The sequence below is a fragment of the Halosimplex amylolyticum genome (genome assembly GCF_051414035.1).
GTDB classification, from domain to species: Archaea; Halobacteriota; Halobacteria; order Halobacteriales; family Haloarculaceae; genus Halosimplex; species Halosimplex amylolyticum.
Map to the genome: position 1 here is coordinate 804,977 of NZ_JBLKNW010000002.1, position 15,549 is coordinate 820,525.

Annotated in this window: 16 protein-coding genes and 1 pseudogene; 8 read left to right on the plus strand and 9 right to left on the minus strand. The window is 69.2% G+C overall.

Annotation, left to right across the window (positions count from 1 at the left end; all coding sequences use genetic code 11):
- Positions 1-58 precede the first annotated feature (58 nt).
- Positions 59-505 (plus strand): DUF5680 domain-containing protein, encoded by a 447-nt coding sequence (locus tag ACMGFE_RS14350; protein WP_436925899.1) that lies wholly within the window; start codon positions 59-61, stop codon positions 503-505.
- Between the two features lie 42 nt (positions 506-547).
- Positions 548-1,297, plus strand: coding sequence for a LolA-like protein (locus ACMGFE_RS14355; RefSeq protein ID WP_436925900.1), 750 nt, complete (start codon positions 548-550; stop codon positions 1,295-1,297).
- A 31-nt stretch (positions 1,298-1,328) separates the two neighbouring features.
- Here ACMGFE_RS14355 and ACMGFE_RS14360 read toward each other — a convergent pair whose 3' ends face one another.
- Positions 1,329-2,513, minus strand: a complete 1,185-nt coding sequence (locus tag ACMGFE_RS14360; RefSeq protein WP_436925901.1) for a twin-arginine translocation signal domain-containing protein — start codon at positions 2,511-2,513, stop codon at positions 1,329-1,331.
- 274 nt (positions 2,514-2,787) lie between these two features.
- A complete protein-coding gene (gene fen, locus ACMGFE_RS14365; RefSeq protein ID WP_436925902.1) occupies positions 2,788-3,768 on the minus strand; it encodes a flap endonuclease-1 in 981 nt (326 codons plus the stop codon).
- 131 nt (positions 3,769-3,899) lie between these two features.
- Between fen and ACMGFE_RS14370 the strand changes: the two genes are divergently transcribed.
- A complete protein-coding gene (locus ACMGFE_RS14370) occupies positions 3,900-4,682 on the plus strand; it encodes a hypothetical protein (RefSeq protein ID WP_436925903.1) in 783 nt (260 codons plus the stop codon).
- A complete protein-coding gene (locus ACMGFE_RS14375) occupies positions 4,679-6,001 on the plus strand; it encodes a hypothetical protein (RefSeq protein ID WP_436925904.1) in 1,323 nt (440 codons plus the stop codon). Before ACMGFE_RS14370 ends, ACMGFE_RS14375 begins: the two co-directional genes overlap by 4 nt.
- Positions 6,002-6,209: 208 nt before the next feature.
- Here the strand turns inward: ACMGFE_RS14375 and ACMGFE_RS14380 are convergent, their stop codons facing one another.
- On the minus strand, positions 6,210-6,659 hold the full coding sequence (locus ACMGFE_RS14380; protein ID WP_436925905.1) for a TIGR00725 family protein: 450 nt from the start codon (positions 6,657-6,659) through the stop codon (positions 6,210-6,212).
- Between the two features lie 80 nt (positions 6,660-6,739).
- Here ACMGFE_RS14380 and ACMGFE_RS14385 point away from each other — a divergent pair, with 80 nt between their 5' ends.
- Positions 6,740-8,047 (plus strand): alkaline phosphatase family protein, encoded by a 1,308-nt coding sequence (locus ACMGFE_RS14385; RefSeq protein WP_436925906.1) that lies wholly within the window; start codon positions 6,740-6,742, stop codon positions 8,045-8,047.
- 70 nt (positions 8,048-8,117) lie between these two features.
- Here the strand turns inward: ACMGFE_RS14385 and phaC are convergent, their stop codons facing one another.
- From phaC to ACMGFE_RS14405, 4 genes are read right to left on the minus strand one after another with little or no spacing between them, the layout of a single operon-like run.
- Complete coding sequence (gene phaC, locus ACMGFE_RS14390; protein WP_436925907.1) at positions 8,118-9,563, minus strand: class III poly(R)-hydroxyalkanoic acid synthase subunit PhaC; 1,446 nt, start codon at positions 9,561-9,563, stop codon at positions 8,118-8,120.
- A 1-nt stretch (position 9,564) separates the two neighbouring features.
- The gene (locus tag ACMGFE_RS14395) at positions 9,565-10,119 is read right to left on the minus strand and encodes a poly(R)-hydroxyalkanoic acid synthase subunit PhaE (RefSeq protein WP_436925908.1); all 555 of its coding nucleotides are present in this window, start codon (positions 10,117-10,119) and stop codon (positions 9,565-9,567) included.
- Between the two features lie 38 nt (positions 10,120-10,157).
- Positions 10,158-10,706, minus strand: coding sequence for a hypothetical protein (locus tag ACMGFE_RS14400; protein ID WP_436925909.1), 549 nt, complete (start codon positions 10,704-10,706; stop codon positions 10,158-10,160).
- Positions 10,707-10,711: 5 nt separating this feature from the next.
- Positions 10,712-11,005, minus strand: a complete 294-nt coding sequence (locus ACMGFE_RS14405) for an AbrB/MazE/SpoVT family DNA-binding domain-containing protein (protein WP_436925910.1) — start codon at positions 11,003-11,005, stop codon at positions 10,712-10,714.
- Positions 11,006-11,753: 748 nt separating this feature from the next.
- On the opposite strand from ACMGFE_RS14405, the gene ACMGFE_RS14410 reads away from it, so the two are divergent.
- Complete coding sequence (locus ACMGFE_RS14410) at positions 11,754-12,308, plus strand: MaoC family dehydratase (protein WP_436926100.1); 555 nt, start codon at positions 11,754-11,756, stop codon at positions 12,306-12,308.
- A 159-nt stretch (positions 12,309-12,467) separates the two neighbouring features.
- Here ACMGFE_RS14410 and ACMGFE_RS14415 read toward each other — a convergent pair whose 3' ends face one another.
- A complete protein-coding gene (locus ACMGFE_RS14415) occupies positions 12,468-13,817 on the minus strand; it encodes an oxidoreductase (protein WP_436925911.1) in 1,350 nt (449 codons plus the stop codon).
- 125 nt (positions 13,818-13,942) lie between these two features.
- Between ACMGFE_RS14415 and ACMGFE_RS14420 the strand changes: the two genes are divergently transcribed.
- Both ACMGFE_RS14420 and ACMGFE_RS14425 read left to right on the plus strand, forming a co-directional pair.
- Entirely contained in the window at positions 13,943-14,377 is a 435-nt protein-coding gene (locus ACMGFE_RS14420) for a universal stress protein (RefSeq protein ID WP_436925912.1), read from the plus strand.
- Positions 14,378-14,486: 109 nt separating this feature from the next.
- Positions 14,487-14,933 (plus strand): annotated as a pseudogene (locus tag ACMGFE_RS14425) (phosphopantetheine adenylyltransferase); the annotation flags it as partial.
- Between the two features lie 139 nt (positions 14,934-15,072).
- On the opposite strand, the gene ACMGFE_RS14430 reads toward ACMGFE_RS14425, so the two are convergent.
- Entirely contained in the window at positions 15,073-15,522 is a 450-nt protein-coding gene (locus ACMGFE_RS14430) for a universal stress protein (protein WP_436925913.1), read from the minus strand.
- Between the last annotated feature and the right edge of the window lie 27 nt (positions 15,523-15,549).

The window sequence follows — 15,549 nt, forward strand, 5'->3', positions numbered from 1 at the left end:
CACGTAACCGAGGCCGATCGGGACAGGCTTTTGTCACTACCGGCCGCGGCCCCTCGCCATGGACTCGAGCGACCTCCGGGCGTTCGTCGCCGAGGCGCACGCGAACGGATACGCGACGGCCGAAGGCATCGAAACCGACGACGAGCGGACGGTGATCGAATACGAGCGCGGCGACTGGCGGTACGTCGACCGCTACGTCGGGGGTCGGGAGTTCCTCGGTGCGGAAGTAGTGAACTACCGGGGCGACCCCGTGTGGGGGATGCACTACGATGGGTACCTCACGGCCGACGACGTGGGCGCGGACGAGGTGTACGACTTCCTCCGCGACGTGCTCGAACGCGTCTCCGAGTCCGATCCGTTCCGCGGCCCCGACTTCGAGCGCGGCGAGTTCGCGTACGAGTGCCGCGCGAACGGCGACCTCGGGCGGTTCGACGGGTCCGAAGCGATCCGGCTCGCTGGCCGGACGGTCTACGAAGGGCGCTTCGCCGGCGGTCGAGTGGAGTAAGGCCACCCAAGACACTTGCCGGCGGCCGTCGATGGGCCGGTCATGCGCCGCCCCGCCCTCCACCTCGCCATCGCCGTCTGCGTCCTCCTGGCCGGGTGTTCGCTGCTCGGCCCGAACCACACTCGCGACGAGCGCGCCGAATCCGCGCTCGCGGACGCGGCCGCGGCGATCAACGACACCGAGACGTATCGGTTCGACGGCGACGTCTCCGTCGTCGCGACCGTCGACGACCGAACCGAGCGCGTCGACGTCCGAACGAACGGCACCGTCGACGCCGCCGCACGGCGGATGCACGGGTTCGCCGAGCGCGACGGCGAGGTCTACGAGTCGTACCTGGACAACCGGACGCGGTACCAGGAGTGCGGCGGGATGTTCGACCGGTGGGCGGTCGACGAACAGGAGGCGGACGACTGGTCGACGCTGACGCCGGCCGTCCGACAGCTCTCCCTGCTCGAATCGGGGTCGCTGTACTACAACGGGACCGAGACCGTCGACGGCCGGGAGACGACGCTCCTCGTCGGCGAACCGACCGCCGAGGCGCTCACGCAGTACCAGGAGCGCCGGTCGCGGTCGCTGTTCGGCGGCCCGAACGTGGAGAACGCCGAAGTGCGAGTCTGGCTCGACGCGGAGACGAACCGTCCGCGGAAGACGCGGATCCGGTTCGAGGTGTCCCGGGGCGGGAACACGGCGACCGCGACGACGACGATGCGGTTCAGCGACTACGGGTCGGCAGCCTCGGTCGACGTGCCCGTGATCCCCGAGGACGACCAGTGGTCGGGGGACTGTCCCTGAAGACCCCGGCGCCGCTCGGTCACGCCTCCGCTCAGGTTCCGTCGGTGTCGGTGGCCGTTTCGGTCTCGGTCGCGGTGTCCGTGTCGGTCATCTCGTCGGTGCCCGTCGGCGCCTCGGTCTCGGCGCCGGCAGTCTCGGTCGCCGTCCCGTCGTCCTCCGGCACCACGAACCCGAGGTCGACGACCGCCTGGCCGATCTCGGTGTACGGGCCGTCCTCGGCGCCCTCGCTGGTGACGAAGTCGTAGGTCTCGTCGCCGTCGGTCTCCATGTGCGGCATGGGGATGAGCGGCTTCACCGGCGCCGGCGGGAAGGTGACCTCGGCGACCGCGTCCGGGTCGTCGAGCGTGACCTCGATCTCCCGGTGGCGGCCGGGTTCGAGGTAGTCCGAGACGCCGACGACGCTCTCGAGCGTCTGGCCCTCCACCAGACGCGCGTCGTGGAGCGCGACGTACCCGCCCTCGGAGAGCACCGCTTCCCCGACGGACACGGTGTCGCCGTCGAGCATCTGGTTCTCGAAGTCCACGGTCGCGAAGGGCATCGACTCTCCTTCGGTGCCCGTGTCCGTCGCGGTCTCGCCGACGTTCCCGTCGGGCGCCTCGGTCTCGGTCGGTGTCTCCGTCGCGGTGCCGTCGGGCGTCGCCGTGTCGGTGCCCCCGTCGTCGCCAGTCGCGGCGACGAACGCCAGGTCGACGACGGGGAGGCCGGCCTCCGCGATGGGGCCGTCCTCCTCGCCGCCGCTCTCGACGAAGTCGTAGGTGTCGTCGTCGCCGCTCTCGCGGTGGGGCATCGCGACGAGGGCGCCCGTTCCTTCGAGACTCGTCTGCTCGAAATCGGCGCCGGGCACGTCGAACAGTTGGGCCTCCGTCTGGTAGTGGACGCCCGTGTCCAGTCGCTCTGTCACGCCGACGACACTCTCCAGGACGTCGCCCTCGAAGAGGGTCAGGTCGTGGAACGCGACGTAGCCCGGCTCGGAGAACGTCGCCTCGTCGACGACCACGTCGGTTCCGCCGGTCTCCTGGTTGGTGAACTGCACCGACGCGAACGGGTCGGTCTCCGACTGGCTGTCGCCGTCCTCGTCGTCTCCCTCCTGGGCCGTCCCGCTAACGACGGCACCGCTCCCGACCGCGAGCGCGCCGGTCGCCAGCGCGCCGGACTTCAGAAACGTTCGTCGGCTCGGTTCATCTGTCGCCGTCTCCGCTGTGTTCTCGTCTGCCATACTGGATTCCTGCGGCGGGAACTAGGGAGATTCGCGGATAAACTCCGGAAACAGTTTTTGCCAGTAATTCGGGGATAGCAGGCGTCCAACACGGATTACTGTGAGTAGGGTGGTGACGTGTCGACAGTAGCGACTATGTTCGGTGACGACAGCGGTGGTTTCCGGCAGGGAACAGACCGTCACGTGCCTCGAAACGCCCAGCTTACGACCACTGAAACAGGCAGTGTCGTCGGAGGGACCACCGCACCCGGTCGACCGGGCGCGGACCGGCTCGTCAGGTCCAGCGATCGAGACCGGTCTGGACGACCGACTGTTCGATGCGCTCGAAGCCGCGCTCGACCTCGTCGGCGCCGACCTCCCACTCGTCGCAGACGTACGCGCGAGCGGCTTCCATGTCGGGTTCGATCTCGCGGTCGAAGTCGTACTCGTCGGTGACCGCCGGGTTCAAGAAGAGGTCGCGGATGCGGTCGGCGTTGTCGACGTAGACGTCGCGAGCCTCGAAGACGCCCCAGATGTCGCCGTGCTCGCGGACGGCTTTGACGGCGGTCTTCGGCCCGATGCCGGAGACCCCCTCGTTGAAGTCGGTGCCCATGAGGATGGCGGCGTCGACGAGTTGCTCCCACGTCAGGTCGTGGGTCTCCAGGGTCGCCTCGAAGTCCATCAGCTCCGGGTCGCCCTTGCTGGTGAGCTGACGGAGGGTCAGCGGCGCGCCCAGCAAGAGTGCGTCGTAGTCCTCGGTCCCGACGTAGTCGACGTCACCCTCGCGGGCCATGTGCGCGGCCTGGGCCTCGCCCTCGGCGGGCGCCTCGATCACGGGCACGTCGAGCAAGTCGAGGACCTCGCGGGTGGTCCTGAGGATGGTGTCGGTCAACCGCTGGGTCTGCGAGTCGAGGCGCGCCACGGCGATGGCGTCCCCCTCCTCGCGCGCCTGTTCGAGTTGCTCTTCGCGCTTCTCGCGTTCCTCGCGGCGCTGCTCGACCTCGTCGTCCTTGAGGTCGACGACGGACCCGTCGAAGACGAACACGGGCGTCACGTCGTGCTCGAAGAACTTCGGGAGCCCCTGGACGACGCCGACGAGGTTGGCGACTTCGTCGCCGTCGGCGGTCGTGTAGATGTCGTCGTTCGTCCACCGGACCGTCGTCGTCAGGTAGCGGTACAGCCAGTTGTGGGCGTCGACGGCGACGACCGACCCCGCCAGGTCGTCGAAGGAGACGTCCTCGATGGCCGCCAGGTCGCGCAGATCTGCGTTTCCCATTGGCCCCCGATACGGCCGAACCCGATTTGAATCCCCCGACACGAGCGACGGCGACGGACCGTCGGGCGCGACCGACCGGCGGGCTGAGCCACGAGATATTTACCGGCGAGGCCACGACGGGAAGACGACAGATGCCCCCGCTCACACGACGCCGCGCCCTCCAGGGAGCCGTCGGCCTGATCGCCGGACTGGCCGGCTGTAACGACACGATAACCGGCATCAACCGCGAGAACCCGCCGAGCGGCACGCCGGCCGTCCCCCGGCGGAGCGGCGACCAGGTCGCCAGTGACCCCGACCGTCTCGTCCTGCGCGCCGAGGGACTTGATCGGGGCGAGCCCTTCCTCTGGTTCGCCCACGACGCGGACGAACTCCCGACCGACGCAGAGACCGCACGGAAGGCAAATCGCGTCAGCGACGGTCTCATCGCCGACACCGCCACCGCGGAGACGTTCACTATCGACGACGACGCCACCTGGAGCGACCTCTCGGACCCGCCCGACGCGGTCCGGGAGTTCGTCGCGGCGACCGACTTCGAGACGGAGACGATACTCGTCGACAACTATCCCGTCGGCGCGTGTTACCGGCTCGAACTGTGTCACGTCACCTGGAGCGACGACGACGTCGAGACGCGCTACGGCAGGTTCCTCCGCGACCACGACGTCCCGTGCGAGGCCGACGCCCGCCACGCGCAGGCGACGGTCGTCCGCTTGCCCGTCGCGCTCGACCCCGACCGGATCACCGGCAGCGGGACCGGCGTCGGCAGCGGCCACTGCTTCGCCCTGCCGGGCGAGCGCGGCGAACCGGGCGCGATGGCCGCGGGCGCGTCGGGGACCGAGACCGGGACAGATGCCGGACCCACGACCGGAACACCCTCGCCGACCGCCACCGCGGAGGCCGACGGGGGCGACCGATGACCGACGACACGGAGGGGCCGGCCGGTCCCCGAGTGACTCGACGTGGCGCGCTCGCCGTCGGCGGCGCCGCGCTGCTGGCAGGCTGCGGCGTCCCGAAGTTCCTCGGGTCCGGGCCGGTCGAGGTCGACGGCGGCGAGGTGGCCGAGATCGCGAGTCGCGACTACCCGCAGATCGCCGAACCGCTCCCGGTCGACGTGAAACAGGCCCACGTCGCGACGTCGCGCGAGCGAGCGTACTCGCTGCTGGCGGCCGCACCGCTACCCCTTACCGCCGACGAACTGCCTAACGGCGCGATGCGCGAAGACGTGCACGACCACGCCGAACACGCGCGGACCCACCTCGCGGAAGCGGTCGAGGTCGCGGGGACGCGCGAGCGCCTCGAACTCCTCGCACACGCCCGCGGTCCCGCGAGAACTGTCGCGGCGACCTGGGCGTACACGCGGGACGAACTCACCGCCGCGGACGTGCGCGAGGCGTGGGAGTCACACGTCGCAGACGTCGAGACCTTCCGCGAGCAGCGCGAGTTCGTCGGCGTGGACCCGGTCCGCGCGGTGATCGTCCACGACGTCGTCGATCGGTGGCTCGCGGACGCCGCCGACGACGGCGTGCTCAGGTCCGCAGGGGAAGAGCTCGACACCGCGCTCGTCGTGGGCGAGCACGCCGGCGCGGTGGAGGAAGGGGAGGCGGCGCTCGCCGACGCTCGCCACGTCTACGAGCAGTTCGTCGACTCGCTCTCCGACCCGACTTCGATCCGCGAGCGGGTTCTCGCCGCGCACGACTCGCTGGACGAGACGATCGACTCGCGGCTGGCCGACCTGCCGGGCGAAGACGCGGACGTGCTCGCCGAGTTCGAAGGCGACCTGGAGCGGACCGTGGTCGGCGAGGCCCTCCGGAGCCTCCACTCGGACCTCCCGTACGAGGTGCGAGTACCGGACGACCCCGGCGCCGCGACGACGCTCCTCGGGCGGGTGGACGGCCTCGCGGAGATCGGCGCGTTCGAAACGGTACGCGACCGCGTCGAGGCCGGCGACTATCGGACGGTCGAGGACGTCGAGGACGTCCTCGAGATCCGACGGGCGGCGGTCACTGCGATGGAGGACGCGCCGGGAGCGTGCGCCGACGAGCGGCTCGGGCGGACGGTGCTCGCCGACCTGACGGGCTGGTTCGACTACGTCGAGCGGGACCTGAGCCGCTACGACGACCCGGTCGAAGTCGCGGACGTCGCGGACGAACTCGCCGTCTACGTCGGCATCGAGGCCATCGCGTCGGCGACGCCCGCCGCCGTCGACGAGGGGTTGGCGGCGCTGGACGTCGCGTAGGGGACGACGCCACCCGCGACGACCGCACGGCGATCGCTCAGACCCCAGCGTCCTCTCAGGCCCAGCGTCCTCTCAGGCCCAGCGTCCTCTCAGGCCCAGCGTCCTCTCAGGCCCAGCGTCCTCTCAGGCCCAGCGCCCTCTCAGGCCCAGCGCCCTCTCAGGCCCAGCGTCCTCTCAGGCCCAGCGTCCTCTCAGGCCCAGCGCCCTCTCAGGCCCGGCGTTCGACCGAATCCACGGCCGCTGGCGCCGATTCCACGTGTTCGATTCCCGCTATCCCCTCGATCCGGTGCGTTCCGATACCCGCGACGGGCTTGCCGAAGTCGAGCGCGTGACCCAGTTCCGAGAGGGTCCCCGTCCCGCCGTCGACGGCGACCACGGCGTCGCCGTTCATGACGACCAGAACGTTCCGCGCGTTGCCCATCCCCGTCGCGATGGCGGTGTCGACGTACTCGTTCGCGTCGGCGCGGCGCTCGGTCGGGAGGATCCCGATAGTGCGTCCACCGGCCGCGCTCGCGCCGCGACAGACCGCTTCCATGACGCCGCCGAGACCGCCACAGACCACTTCGTGGCCGCGCTCGGCGAGTTCCCGGCCGAGTCGTTCCGCCGTCGCCGCTTGCTCCTCGGTGACCACGCCGCCGCCGATGACGCTGACTCGCATGGCGACGGCTTGCGTCCGCCCCCGTAAATCAGCACTTACCGACAGAAAACTTATTCACTCGAAATTTGAGTCACTAGCCGATGGCTCCCACGGACGACGCAGTCGGTACAGTCGGCCCGACCGACGCGAGCGCCGCCCTCCTCGACCGCCAGAGCCACGACGGGATGGTGGTCCCCGACTACGAGGGGTACTGTCTCGCGAACGTACCCGGCACGGCCGCGGGCGCCCTCGGCGTGGACGTCGGTCGATCGCTGCCTGCGGGCCTGCCGATCGACATCGACGCGGACGTCTCGCACGTCGTCGTCGTCCTCCTCGACGGCCTCGGCTGGCAGCGGTGGCGCCGCGACGGGAACGACCACCGGTTCCTGTCGCGCCTCGCGGAGCGCGGCGCCGTGACGCCGCTGACGAGCGTCTGCCCGTCGTCGACGGCGACGGCTATCACGACCCTCCACACGGCGGCCACGCCGGCGGAACACGGGGTCCTCGGCTGGGACGTTCACCTCGCCGAGCACGACGACATCGTCGGAGCGTTCCCGCACACCGTTCGCGAAGACGTCGCCGACCCGGCCGGCGACCGGATGCCGACGGTCGAGTCGGCGGAACTGGTGGCCGCCGAGCCCGTCTACCCGACGCTGGCGGACGCGGGCGTCGCGGCGCACGTCGTCCAGGGGCCGGAAACCCTCGGCACGGACTACGCCGACGCCACGTTTCGCGGCGCCGAGCAGACTCCCGCCGACGGACCGCGCGAGACGGCACGGGCCGTGCGTCGGGTCCTCGAATCCGCCCGCGGGCAGACCTACACCTACGCGTACCTCCCGCAGCTGGACGCGACCTCCCACGAGTTCGGCACGGACTCCGGCGCCTACCACGACGCGCTGGCGACGCTGACACGCTGTCTCTCCCTGGAACTCTACGACCGGCTCGACTCGGACACGGCCGCGGAGACGCTGTTGATCGCGACCGCCGACCACGGGATGGTCGACCTCGAACCCGGACCGGCGGGCTGTCTCGACCTGTCGACCGTCGACGGCCTGACCGACGGGCTCGAGCGGCGGCCGTCGGGGGAGCCGACGCCACCGTTCGCCGACCCCCGACTGACGCACCTCGCCGTCCGTGACGGAGCGGTCCACGACGTCGTCGACGCGCTCGAACCGCACGGCGTCGACGCCTTCACCCGCGAGGAAGTGCGGGAGCTGGGACTGTACGGACTCGACCACGGTCCGGTCTTCGAGCGGCGGTCCGGTGACCTCGTCCTGACGCACCCGAACAGAAAGCTGGTACACCCCGCCGTGGAGAACGTGGTGTCGCACGTCGGGATGCACGGCGGTCTCACGCCCCGCGAGATGGTCGTCCCGTTCGCGGCGGCGCGGCTGTCGGACCTGCAGTGACGGCGAAAACGGGCGGCGGAACCGAGCGGCGAAAGCGAAACGCGGAATCGAGAGCGAGTGACGAGTGGCCTTATTCGACCTGTTCGAACCAGTCCTCGACGCGGGACACGGGCGCACCCGTGATGTCCGCGACGTCGACCGGGTCGCTGGCCGCGAGGTCGGCGACGGTGGTGATGTTCGCCTCGTGCAGGCGGTCGGCGTAGGTCGGGCCGATGCCCGCGACGGTGTCCACGTCGGGGCTCGTGGGTTCGTCCTCGGCGGCCGTCTCGGCGACGGCTTCCTCCTCGGCGGCCGGACCCGGCTCTGCGGCCTCCTCCTCGGCGGCTTCCTCCGCCGGGGTCACGTCGTCGGGGTCGGCCGCGGCGCCGGCGGTCTCGGAGGACTCCTCGTCGGTCTCGGGGGCGCGGTCGGCGTACCACTCGCAGACCTCGGGCCAGACCTCGTCGTGCGAGGACGAGGACACCGAGAGGCCGATGTGACCGGTGGCGTACTCGATGGTGGTCACGTCGTCGGAGCCGACGACCTCGTTGAACGGCTTGGAGGCGTCGGCGGGGATGAGGTGGTCGTACTCGCCCATGATCTGGAGGACGGGCATGTCGATGTTCTCGACGTTCACGTGCTGGCCGTCGAGGTACATCTCGTTCTTATAGAGCTTGTTCTCCTGGTAGAGGTCGGTGAGGAACTGGTCGTAGGCCTCGCCGGCGACGTCGATGCCCTCGGAGAGCCACCGCTCCATGCGGCCGAAGTTCTCGACGAAGCCCTCGTTCTCGAGGTTCTCGTAGAACCGGATGTACTTCGAGACGTAGTTGTCGACCGGGTCCATCAGCGCGAACCCGACGTCGAGGAACTCCGCGGGGACGTTCCCGAACGTGTCGGTGACCTCCTCGGGGTCGTAGTACTCGTCGGAGCCCCACTCCTCGAGGATGCCGCCGGTCCCCTGGAAACAGAGGCCCGCGGCCATCAGACCGAGCGCGTTGACCTTCTCGGGGTGGAGCGCGGCGTACATGGCCGACATGGTGCCGCCCATGCAGTAGCCGAGGATGTTGATCGCGTCCTGGCCGGAGCGCTCGCGCACCTCGTCGACGCAGTTATCGATGTAGCGGTTGACGTAGTCGTCCAGCGTGAGGTGCTGGTCCATCCGCGAGGGCTCGTTCCAGTCGATGAGGTAGACGTCGTGGCCCGCTTCGAGCAGGCGCCGGACGACCGACCGCTCGGGCTGCAGATCGAGGATGTACGGCTTGTTGATCAGCGCGTACACGATGAGGATGGGGACGTCGTGGGTCTCCTCCGGCTCGATACCGGCCTCCTCGGGCTTGTAGTGGAGGAGTTCGAGCTTGTTCTCCCGGTAGACGACCTCGCTGGGCGTCTGGCCGACGTCGACGGTCTCGACGGTCGCCAGCGCCTCGGGGAGGTCGGCGTTGCTCTCGGTCGCCTGCGTCATCGTCTCCAGCGCGGTGCGCTGGGCGTCCAGGGCCATCGAGATGGGGTTGAACGGGTCTACGCGTTCGCTCGCCATCTTACTCCTCCAGGTTGTCGAGGATGCGGTCGAGCTTCTGTTCGACGTCGTGCTGGCGCCGTTCGAGTTCGACGAGCCGCTCGCCGACTTCGTCGAGGTCGTCCCGGGTCGAAAAGCCCATCTGGGAGAGCGTGTCCTGACTCACGTCGTCGGCCTCGCGGCGCATCTCCATCATGCGCTCGACGAGCTGGCCGTTCGCGGCGGCGAAGGCGCTGGTCGACATGACCTCCTTGAACGCCTCGTTGGCCGACTGCAGCCAGATGTCGCGGTACTCCGCGGGGGCGACGTCTTCGCCCTGTGCGGCGTCGGTCGTCCGCTCGAACATCTGCTCGGCGGCGTCCATCCACACCTCGTAGGCGCGGTTGTAGCCCTGGAAACCCTCGGCCATCGCGTCCTCCTCGGGGACCGAGTCCTCGACGGCCTCGGCCCACGACTCGACGAACGCGGCCTGGGCTTTCATGTTCTGTTCGAGGGAGTCGGCGACCGCGTCGTTCATCTCCTCGACCATCTCTGTCCACTGATCCTGCATCTCCTGCATCTCGTTGGTGTTGCTCATGGGTATGTCTCCGGTGTACTGAAAGAAAAAACCGTGTTCTACGCCTCGACGGCCTGCGCGGCGCGCTCCTGGACGTCGCTGACCTGGTCCTGCAGGTCCTCGACCTGGTCCTGGAGCGACTCGAGCTGCTCGCCCCACTGCTCGGCCACGTCGACCGACTGGGACTCGAGCTCCTCGTGGGCCTCGACCAGCATCGCGACCTGCTCGTCGAGCGCTTCGACGTAGTCGGCGGCCAGCTCGTCGTAGGCGTCGACGCCCTGCTCGTACTCGTCGGCGACGGTCTCGAAGACCTCCGCGTGGTTGTCGAGGAGGAAGTCGTACTGCTCGTCAACCGCCGCGCGGACCTCGTCGACGGTGCCGGCGGCGCCGGGGACGCTCGACTCGACGACGTCGAGGTAACTGTGGGCGAGCGTCTGGGACAGCTCGACGCCGCGACGCTGGGCCGACTGCTGGCTGTCGAAGCTGTCGACGACGGCCGCGTTGACCGTCTGCTGGAAGTCGATGGTCTGCTCCAGAGCCTTCTGGCTCTGCTCGATCGTCGCGCGCTGCATCTCGAACGCCGTGGTGATGGGGGTCGTGTATGCCATGTGTATCACTCTCGATTTCGCTTGACCGGGATGACGACGGTCTGGACGATGTCTCCCTCCTCGATGTCGAGCGCTTCGCGCTCGGCGTCGGGGATGGAGATCCGGCCGCCGGACTGGACGCGAGTCTTGAACGTCGCCGTCTGACTCATCGCGCCGAGCTGGTTCATGTCCAGCCCGCCGGCGCCAGTCTGCATCATCTGACTGATGATCTCTTGCTGCTGTTCCATCGCCTGCTCGCCGGCCTCCTGCCAGCCTCGAAACATCGGCGGCCACGTCGGACCGTCGTTCTCGTCGGTCATCGGTCAACAGTATCTACACCCCTCGAACACATAAGGGTTGCGCTGAATACCATCTGGTACCATTCGCTACCATTGGATGGATCGGGGTGCGTTTCCCCGGTGTTCGAATCGGATCTATCGGTCGGATCGAACCGTGTCGAATCGGGGAGCGTCAGACCGGCCGAGTTGGATCGGACCGAGTCAGGCCGGCCGAGTTGGATCGGACCGAGTCGATTTGAGTCCGAACGGATCGGCACTCGCTGGCTGGTCCGCGGGCTGGGACTCCCGGTCGGTCGACGGAGCGGCGCAGTCCTGGAAGTGGGCCCCGGGAGGACCGTGGGCTCACGGTGCGGGTGAGCGACCGAACCGATTCCCAGTGAGCGATCCCACGGGGGCAGATCTCGGTGTCCCCGGGAGCCGGTTCCGGGAATCGTCGAGGAACGAACGGGGTACCACCGAGAACGGACGCGGGAACTATCCGGGCTGACGTGTTCGCGCACTCGCACGATCAAGTGCGGTAATCCGTCGTTACTGGCGCCTGGCGAGGGTAACCAGCCTCGGCGGAAGTCGGATTTTCTATCGCTGCAGAAACTTCCGGTAGTAAGCCCCCCGTATCCCGTAGAGACGGCTGAGAGACCGCCTCTCGGGCGTTTCCGTGTTATTCCGTACCACTACGTTTTAATAGCATCAAACCCAAACGAGGGTATCGATGAGTTCTGAACCGCACCGAAACGCGCTGCTTGACACGTGGACGCAGACGTCGTCTCACATGTTCAACAGCGTTGTCGCGGCCAACCGGGCGGCGTTCGCGGCGTTCGGCGTCTCGCCCTCGTCCGACGAGGATGGGGTAGCAGCCGTCGACCGGATCGAGGCCGACGAGGACCTGCCCGAGTGGCACGTCGAGTTGACGGAACACGACCGCGGACGCCTCGGCGTCGGCGACCGGGTCGAATTCACCAAGACGCTCTCCGACCGGGACGTCAAATCGTTCGCCGCCGCGAGCGGCGACACCAACCCGCTCCACCTCGACGACGAGTTCGCGAGCAAGACGCGCTTCAAGGGCCGCATCGCCCACGGGACGCTCGTGGGCGGCCTGATCAGCGCCGGACTCGCCCGCCTGCCCGGCCTGACTATCTACCTCTCCCAGGATCTCGAGTTCCACAACCCCGTCCGCCTCGGCGACCGCCTCACCGCCGAGTGCGAGATCGTCGAAGATCTGGGCGACGACCAGTACCGCCTGACGACCCGCGTCGTCGACGACGGCACCACCATCATCGACGGCGAAGCCGTCGTCCTCGTCGACGAACTCCCCGACGACGACTGAGACGAGTTTTCTGCGCGTTCGGCTTGTGTACAACCGACCTGTGAGAACCACCGCTACTGCCTCTGCGGTCGGTACGATCGGCGTCCGCGACTCACGGTGTGACTTCGACGGACCCACGGTGTGAACGGCTCGCCGTCACCGACCAGTCGTTGCCCCTCCTCAGTCCCCCTCCTCGTAGACGCCCTCCCCTTCCAGGCGAGCGCGTTCGCGGACGACCGAGGGCGTCCGACACGTGCCCGGCGCGCCGGTCACCTGCGGGACGGTACAGTTGTTACAACTGGCACACAGCGCCGCCGAATCCCCGCGCTGGCCCGCCTGACCGAGCAGTCGCGCGCCAAGCCGCGGCTCGGCGTAGAACGGCCGACCCATCCCGACCAGGTCACAGGCCGGTTCCCCGCCCGACGCGCCCAGTAACTCGTCACAGGCCCCCCGTTCGCGGACGCCGCCCTCGCAGAGGACGGGCACGTCGACCCTCCGTCGCACCCGTCGGCAGAGGTCGGCGTTCCAGCCGGCCTCACGCGGGAACCGGCGGCTCTGCAACCGATTCAGCGCAGCGATAGCCTTCGCACGCAACGGGCCGCCGAACGCCTCGGCGTAGCCGCGCCGCAGGTCTTCGGCCGCCCAGGCGCGGTCCGGGTACGCGCCGCGGACGACGCTCATGTCCCAGAACGTCGAGACCTCGACCGGGACCACGGCGTCGTAGCCGATCGCGGCGACTCGCTCGCAGATTCCGACCGCGTCGTCGCGCGAGAGCGAGCGGCGGACGAATCGGGGTGCGGCGGTCTCGGCCGGCACTTTCGTCGCCAGCGGCACGTCGCCAGCGTGCTCTCGAACTGCGTCGTGGACCGCCTCCAGGAAGCGCACGCCGCCGCTGCCCGGCGGTTCGGCGGGCCCGTCGCCGAACTCGTCGCCGCGGCGGTTGTAGAACGGCGAGAGGAACTGCTGGACGATGCCCATGTTCGCGCCGGAGAGGTGGATCCCGTCGTAACCCGCGTCGGCCGCGTAGCCCGCCGCTCGCCCGAACTGGTCGGCGAGGTCGTACACCTCTGCCGTGGACATGACGACCGGCTCGAAATCGACGAGGCCGAGGCGGTCGAGCGCGCGCAGTTGCGGAGGCGGCCGCGAGACGGCGAGCTCCTCGTGGTCCGGATTCCGGGCGCGGTGGCCGGCGTGCCAGACGGCCATGCTCCGCAGGCCGCCGTGGGCCAGCTGGACGAAGATGCGGCCGCCGTGGTCGTGGACGGCGTCGGTCAGCCGCGAACAGCGCGCGACGAACGCGGGGTCGTGAAAGCGGGTCATGTTCGGCGCCGCGCAGCCGCTCTCGGCCGTGACGATGCTCGCGCCCTGGAAGATCAGCCCGACGCCCGACGCCGCGGTCGGTTCGAGTTCGTCGACGAACGTATCCACCGCTTCGGGGCCGTTACCGGCGCATTCGAGCAGCGGCGCACGGTAGAGGCGGTTGGGGAGGTCGACCCCGCCGACGGAGACCGAGTCGTCGAGCGTCGCCATACGCCGACTAATCGAGTTCGCAGGTTAAGCTTACTCCCGTAGTGTGCCGGCGGCTACCGGTCCGCGGCCGGGTCGAACCGTCTCGCACCTATTTACGCGTGATCGGCCTCGGTACGGACGTCACAATGACAGGGACGATACTGCTCTCGCTCGGTGGGGTCGACTCGACCGAAGCGGCGACCACAGAGATCGACCACGCCATCGAATACGCCCTCGACGTGGCACAGCGCCGCGGTGGGGCTGTCCACGCCCTCTACGTCGTCGACACCGGCCGCTACGGGGAGCCGGCACTGAGTTCCACGGAGATCCTGATCGACGACGCGGAAGACGCCGGTCACGACCTGCTCGTCGAGGCCGAAGCGCGCGGTCGGAAACGCGGAATCAGGGTGCACACGCGGTGCTGTCACGGGCGTCCGAACGAGGAACTGCCCGCCTACGCCGCCGAGATAGACGCCGACGCGGTCGTGCTGACCGGGCGGCGCGTCCCCGGCCGTGTCAGGCGAGAACTCGAACGGACCGCCGACACCGTCGTCACCCCCGGAGCCGTCGTCGGCCGGTGACCTCCTGGCCCGCCAGCAGCGTCCGGCAGCGACCGGCTCCGCCCGCGAAATCTTCGACAGGCGCTTCCGTGGCCGTGAGACACTTCTCCCGCGGGGCCGATGCGTCGGTATGCGAGTCGCTGTCGCCGGCACCTTCGGCCCGATCCACGACGGTCACCGCGCCCTGTTCAGGAAAGCGCTCGAACGCGGCGACGAGGGTGTCCTCGTCGCACTGACGAGCGACGAGTTCGCTCGCGGCAAACGCGAGCGGCCGGTCCCCGACTTCGCGGACCGGCGCGAGCGGATCCGCGAGGAACTCGAAGCGCTCGACGAGTGGGATCGCGAAGTCGAGATCAGAGAGCTCCGGGACGAACACGGCATCGCGTCGACCGACCCGTCGCTCGACGCGCTGGTCGTCTCGCCGGAGACGGCCCACGAACTCGCGGATATCAACGACGAACGCGCCCGGCGCGGACTCGACCCGATGGAGGGGTTCGTCGTCCCGTTCGTCCGCGCGGCGGACGGCGAGCGGATCTCCTCGACCCGGCTCGTGGCGGGAGAGATCGACGAACACGGCGGTCTCACCGGGGACGGTGACGGGAGCGATGGCGAGAACGAGAGCGGTGGTGCGGGCGGGAGCGGTGGCGGGGACGGGAGCGGTGCTGCGGACAAGAGCGATACCGAGAACGGGAGCGACGGCGGGACGTCCTGACCGGTCACCGGACGACGGTCACGGGGAGCGACGACCGCTCGACGATGCCTTTCGCGACGCTGCCGAGCACGCGCTCGTGCGCGTCGGAGAGCCCCCGATGCCCGACGAAGACGCCGTCGTACCCCTCGGTGATCGCGAAGTCCGGGACCGTCTCGACGGGGTCCCCGTAGAGCAGTTCGCGGTCGACATCGAGGCCCGTCTCGGCCGCCCGGTCGACTGCCTCTTCGAGGAGTCGATTCCCCCGCTCCTCGGCGTCGGCGACGCTCTCGACGACGAGGCGGTCCTCGAAGTCGGCGCTGTCGCTCGGCGGTCGGCTCCCGCCCCGGTCGTACACGTCCGGGTCGACCGAGTGGACGGCCGTCAGCGACGCCCCCGCAGCCGTCGCCATCTCGACGGCGTGGTCGAGCGCCCGATCGCTCTCGGCCGACCCGTCGACAGCTATCACGAATCGCATACGTTATCGTTCGTCGCGGACCGTCCT

Coding starts and splice junctions, on each gene's coding strand:
- ACMGFE_RS14350 (WP_436925899.1), top strand. CDS start 59: ATGGACTCGAGCGACCTCCGGGCGTTCGTCGCCGAGGCGCACGCGAAC.
- ACMGFE_RS14355 (WP_436925900.1), top strand. CDS start 548: ATGCGCCGCCCCGCCCTCCACCTCGCCATCGCCGTCTGCGTCCTCCTG.
- ACMGFE_RS14360 (WP_436925901.1), bottom strand. CDS start 2,513: ATGGCAGACGAGAACACAGCGGAGACGGCGACAGATGAACCGAGCCGA.
- fen (WP_436925902.1), bottom strand. CDS start 3,768: ATGGGAAACGCAGATCTGCGCGACCTGGCGGCCATCGAGGACGTCTCC.
- ACMGFE_RS14370 (WP_436925903.1), top strand. CDS start 3,900: ATGCCCCCGCTCACACGACGCCGCGCCCTCCAGGGAGCCGTCGGCCTG.
- ACMGFE_RS14375 (WP_436925904.1), top strand. CDS start 4,679: ATGACCGACGACACGGAGGGGCCGGCCGGTCCCCGAGTGACTCGACGT.
- ACMGFE_RS14380 (WP_436925905.1), bottom strand. CDS start 6,659: ATGCGAGTCAGCGTCATCGGCGGCGGCGTGGTCACCGAGGAGCAAGCG.
- ACMGFE_RS14385 (WP_436925906.1), top strand. CDS start 6,740: ATGGCTCCCACGGACGACGCAGTCGGTACAGTCGGCCCGACCGACGCG.
- phaC (WP_436925907.1), bottom strand. CDS start 9,563: ATGGCGAGCGAACGCGTAGACCCGTTCAACCCCATCTCGATGGCCCTG.
- ACMGFE_RS14395 (WP_436925908.1), bottom strand. CDS start 10,119: ATGAGCAACACCAACGAGATGCAGGAGATGCAGGATCAGTGGACAGAG.
- ACMGFE_RS14400 (WP_436925909.1), bottom strand. CDS start 10,706: ATGGCATACACGACCCCCATCACCACGGCGTTCGAGATGCAGCGCGCG.
- ACMGFE_RS14405 (WP_436925910.1), bottom strand. CDS start 11,005: ATGACCGACGAGAACGACGGTCCGACGTGGCCGCCGATGTTTCGAGGC.
- ACMGFE_RS14410 (WP_436926100.1), top strand. CDS start 11,754: ATGTTCAACAGCGTTGTCGCGGCCAACCGGGCGGCGTTCGCGGCGTTC.
- ACMGFE_RS14415 (WP_436925911.1), bottom strand. CDS start 13,817: ATGGCGACGCTCGACGACTCGGTCTCCGTCGGCGGGGTCGACCTCCCC.
- ACMGFE_RS14420 (WP_436925912.1), top strand. CDS start 13,943: ATGACAGGGACGATACTGCTCTCGCTCGGTGGGGTCGACTCGACCGAA.
- ACMGFE_RS14430 (WP_436925913.1), bottom strand. CDS start 15,522: ATGCGATTCGTGATAGCTGTCGACGGGTCGGCCGAGAGCGATCGGGCG.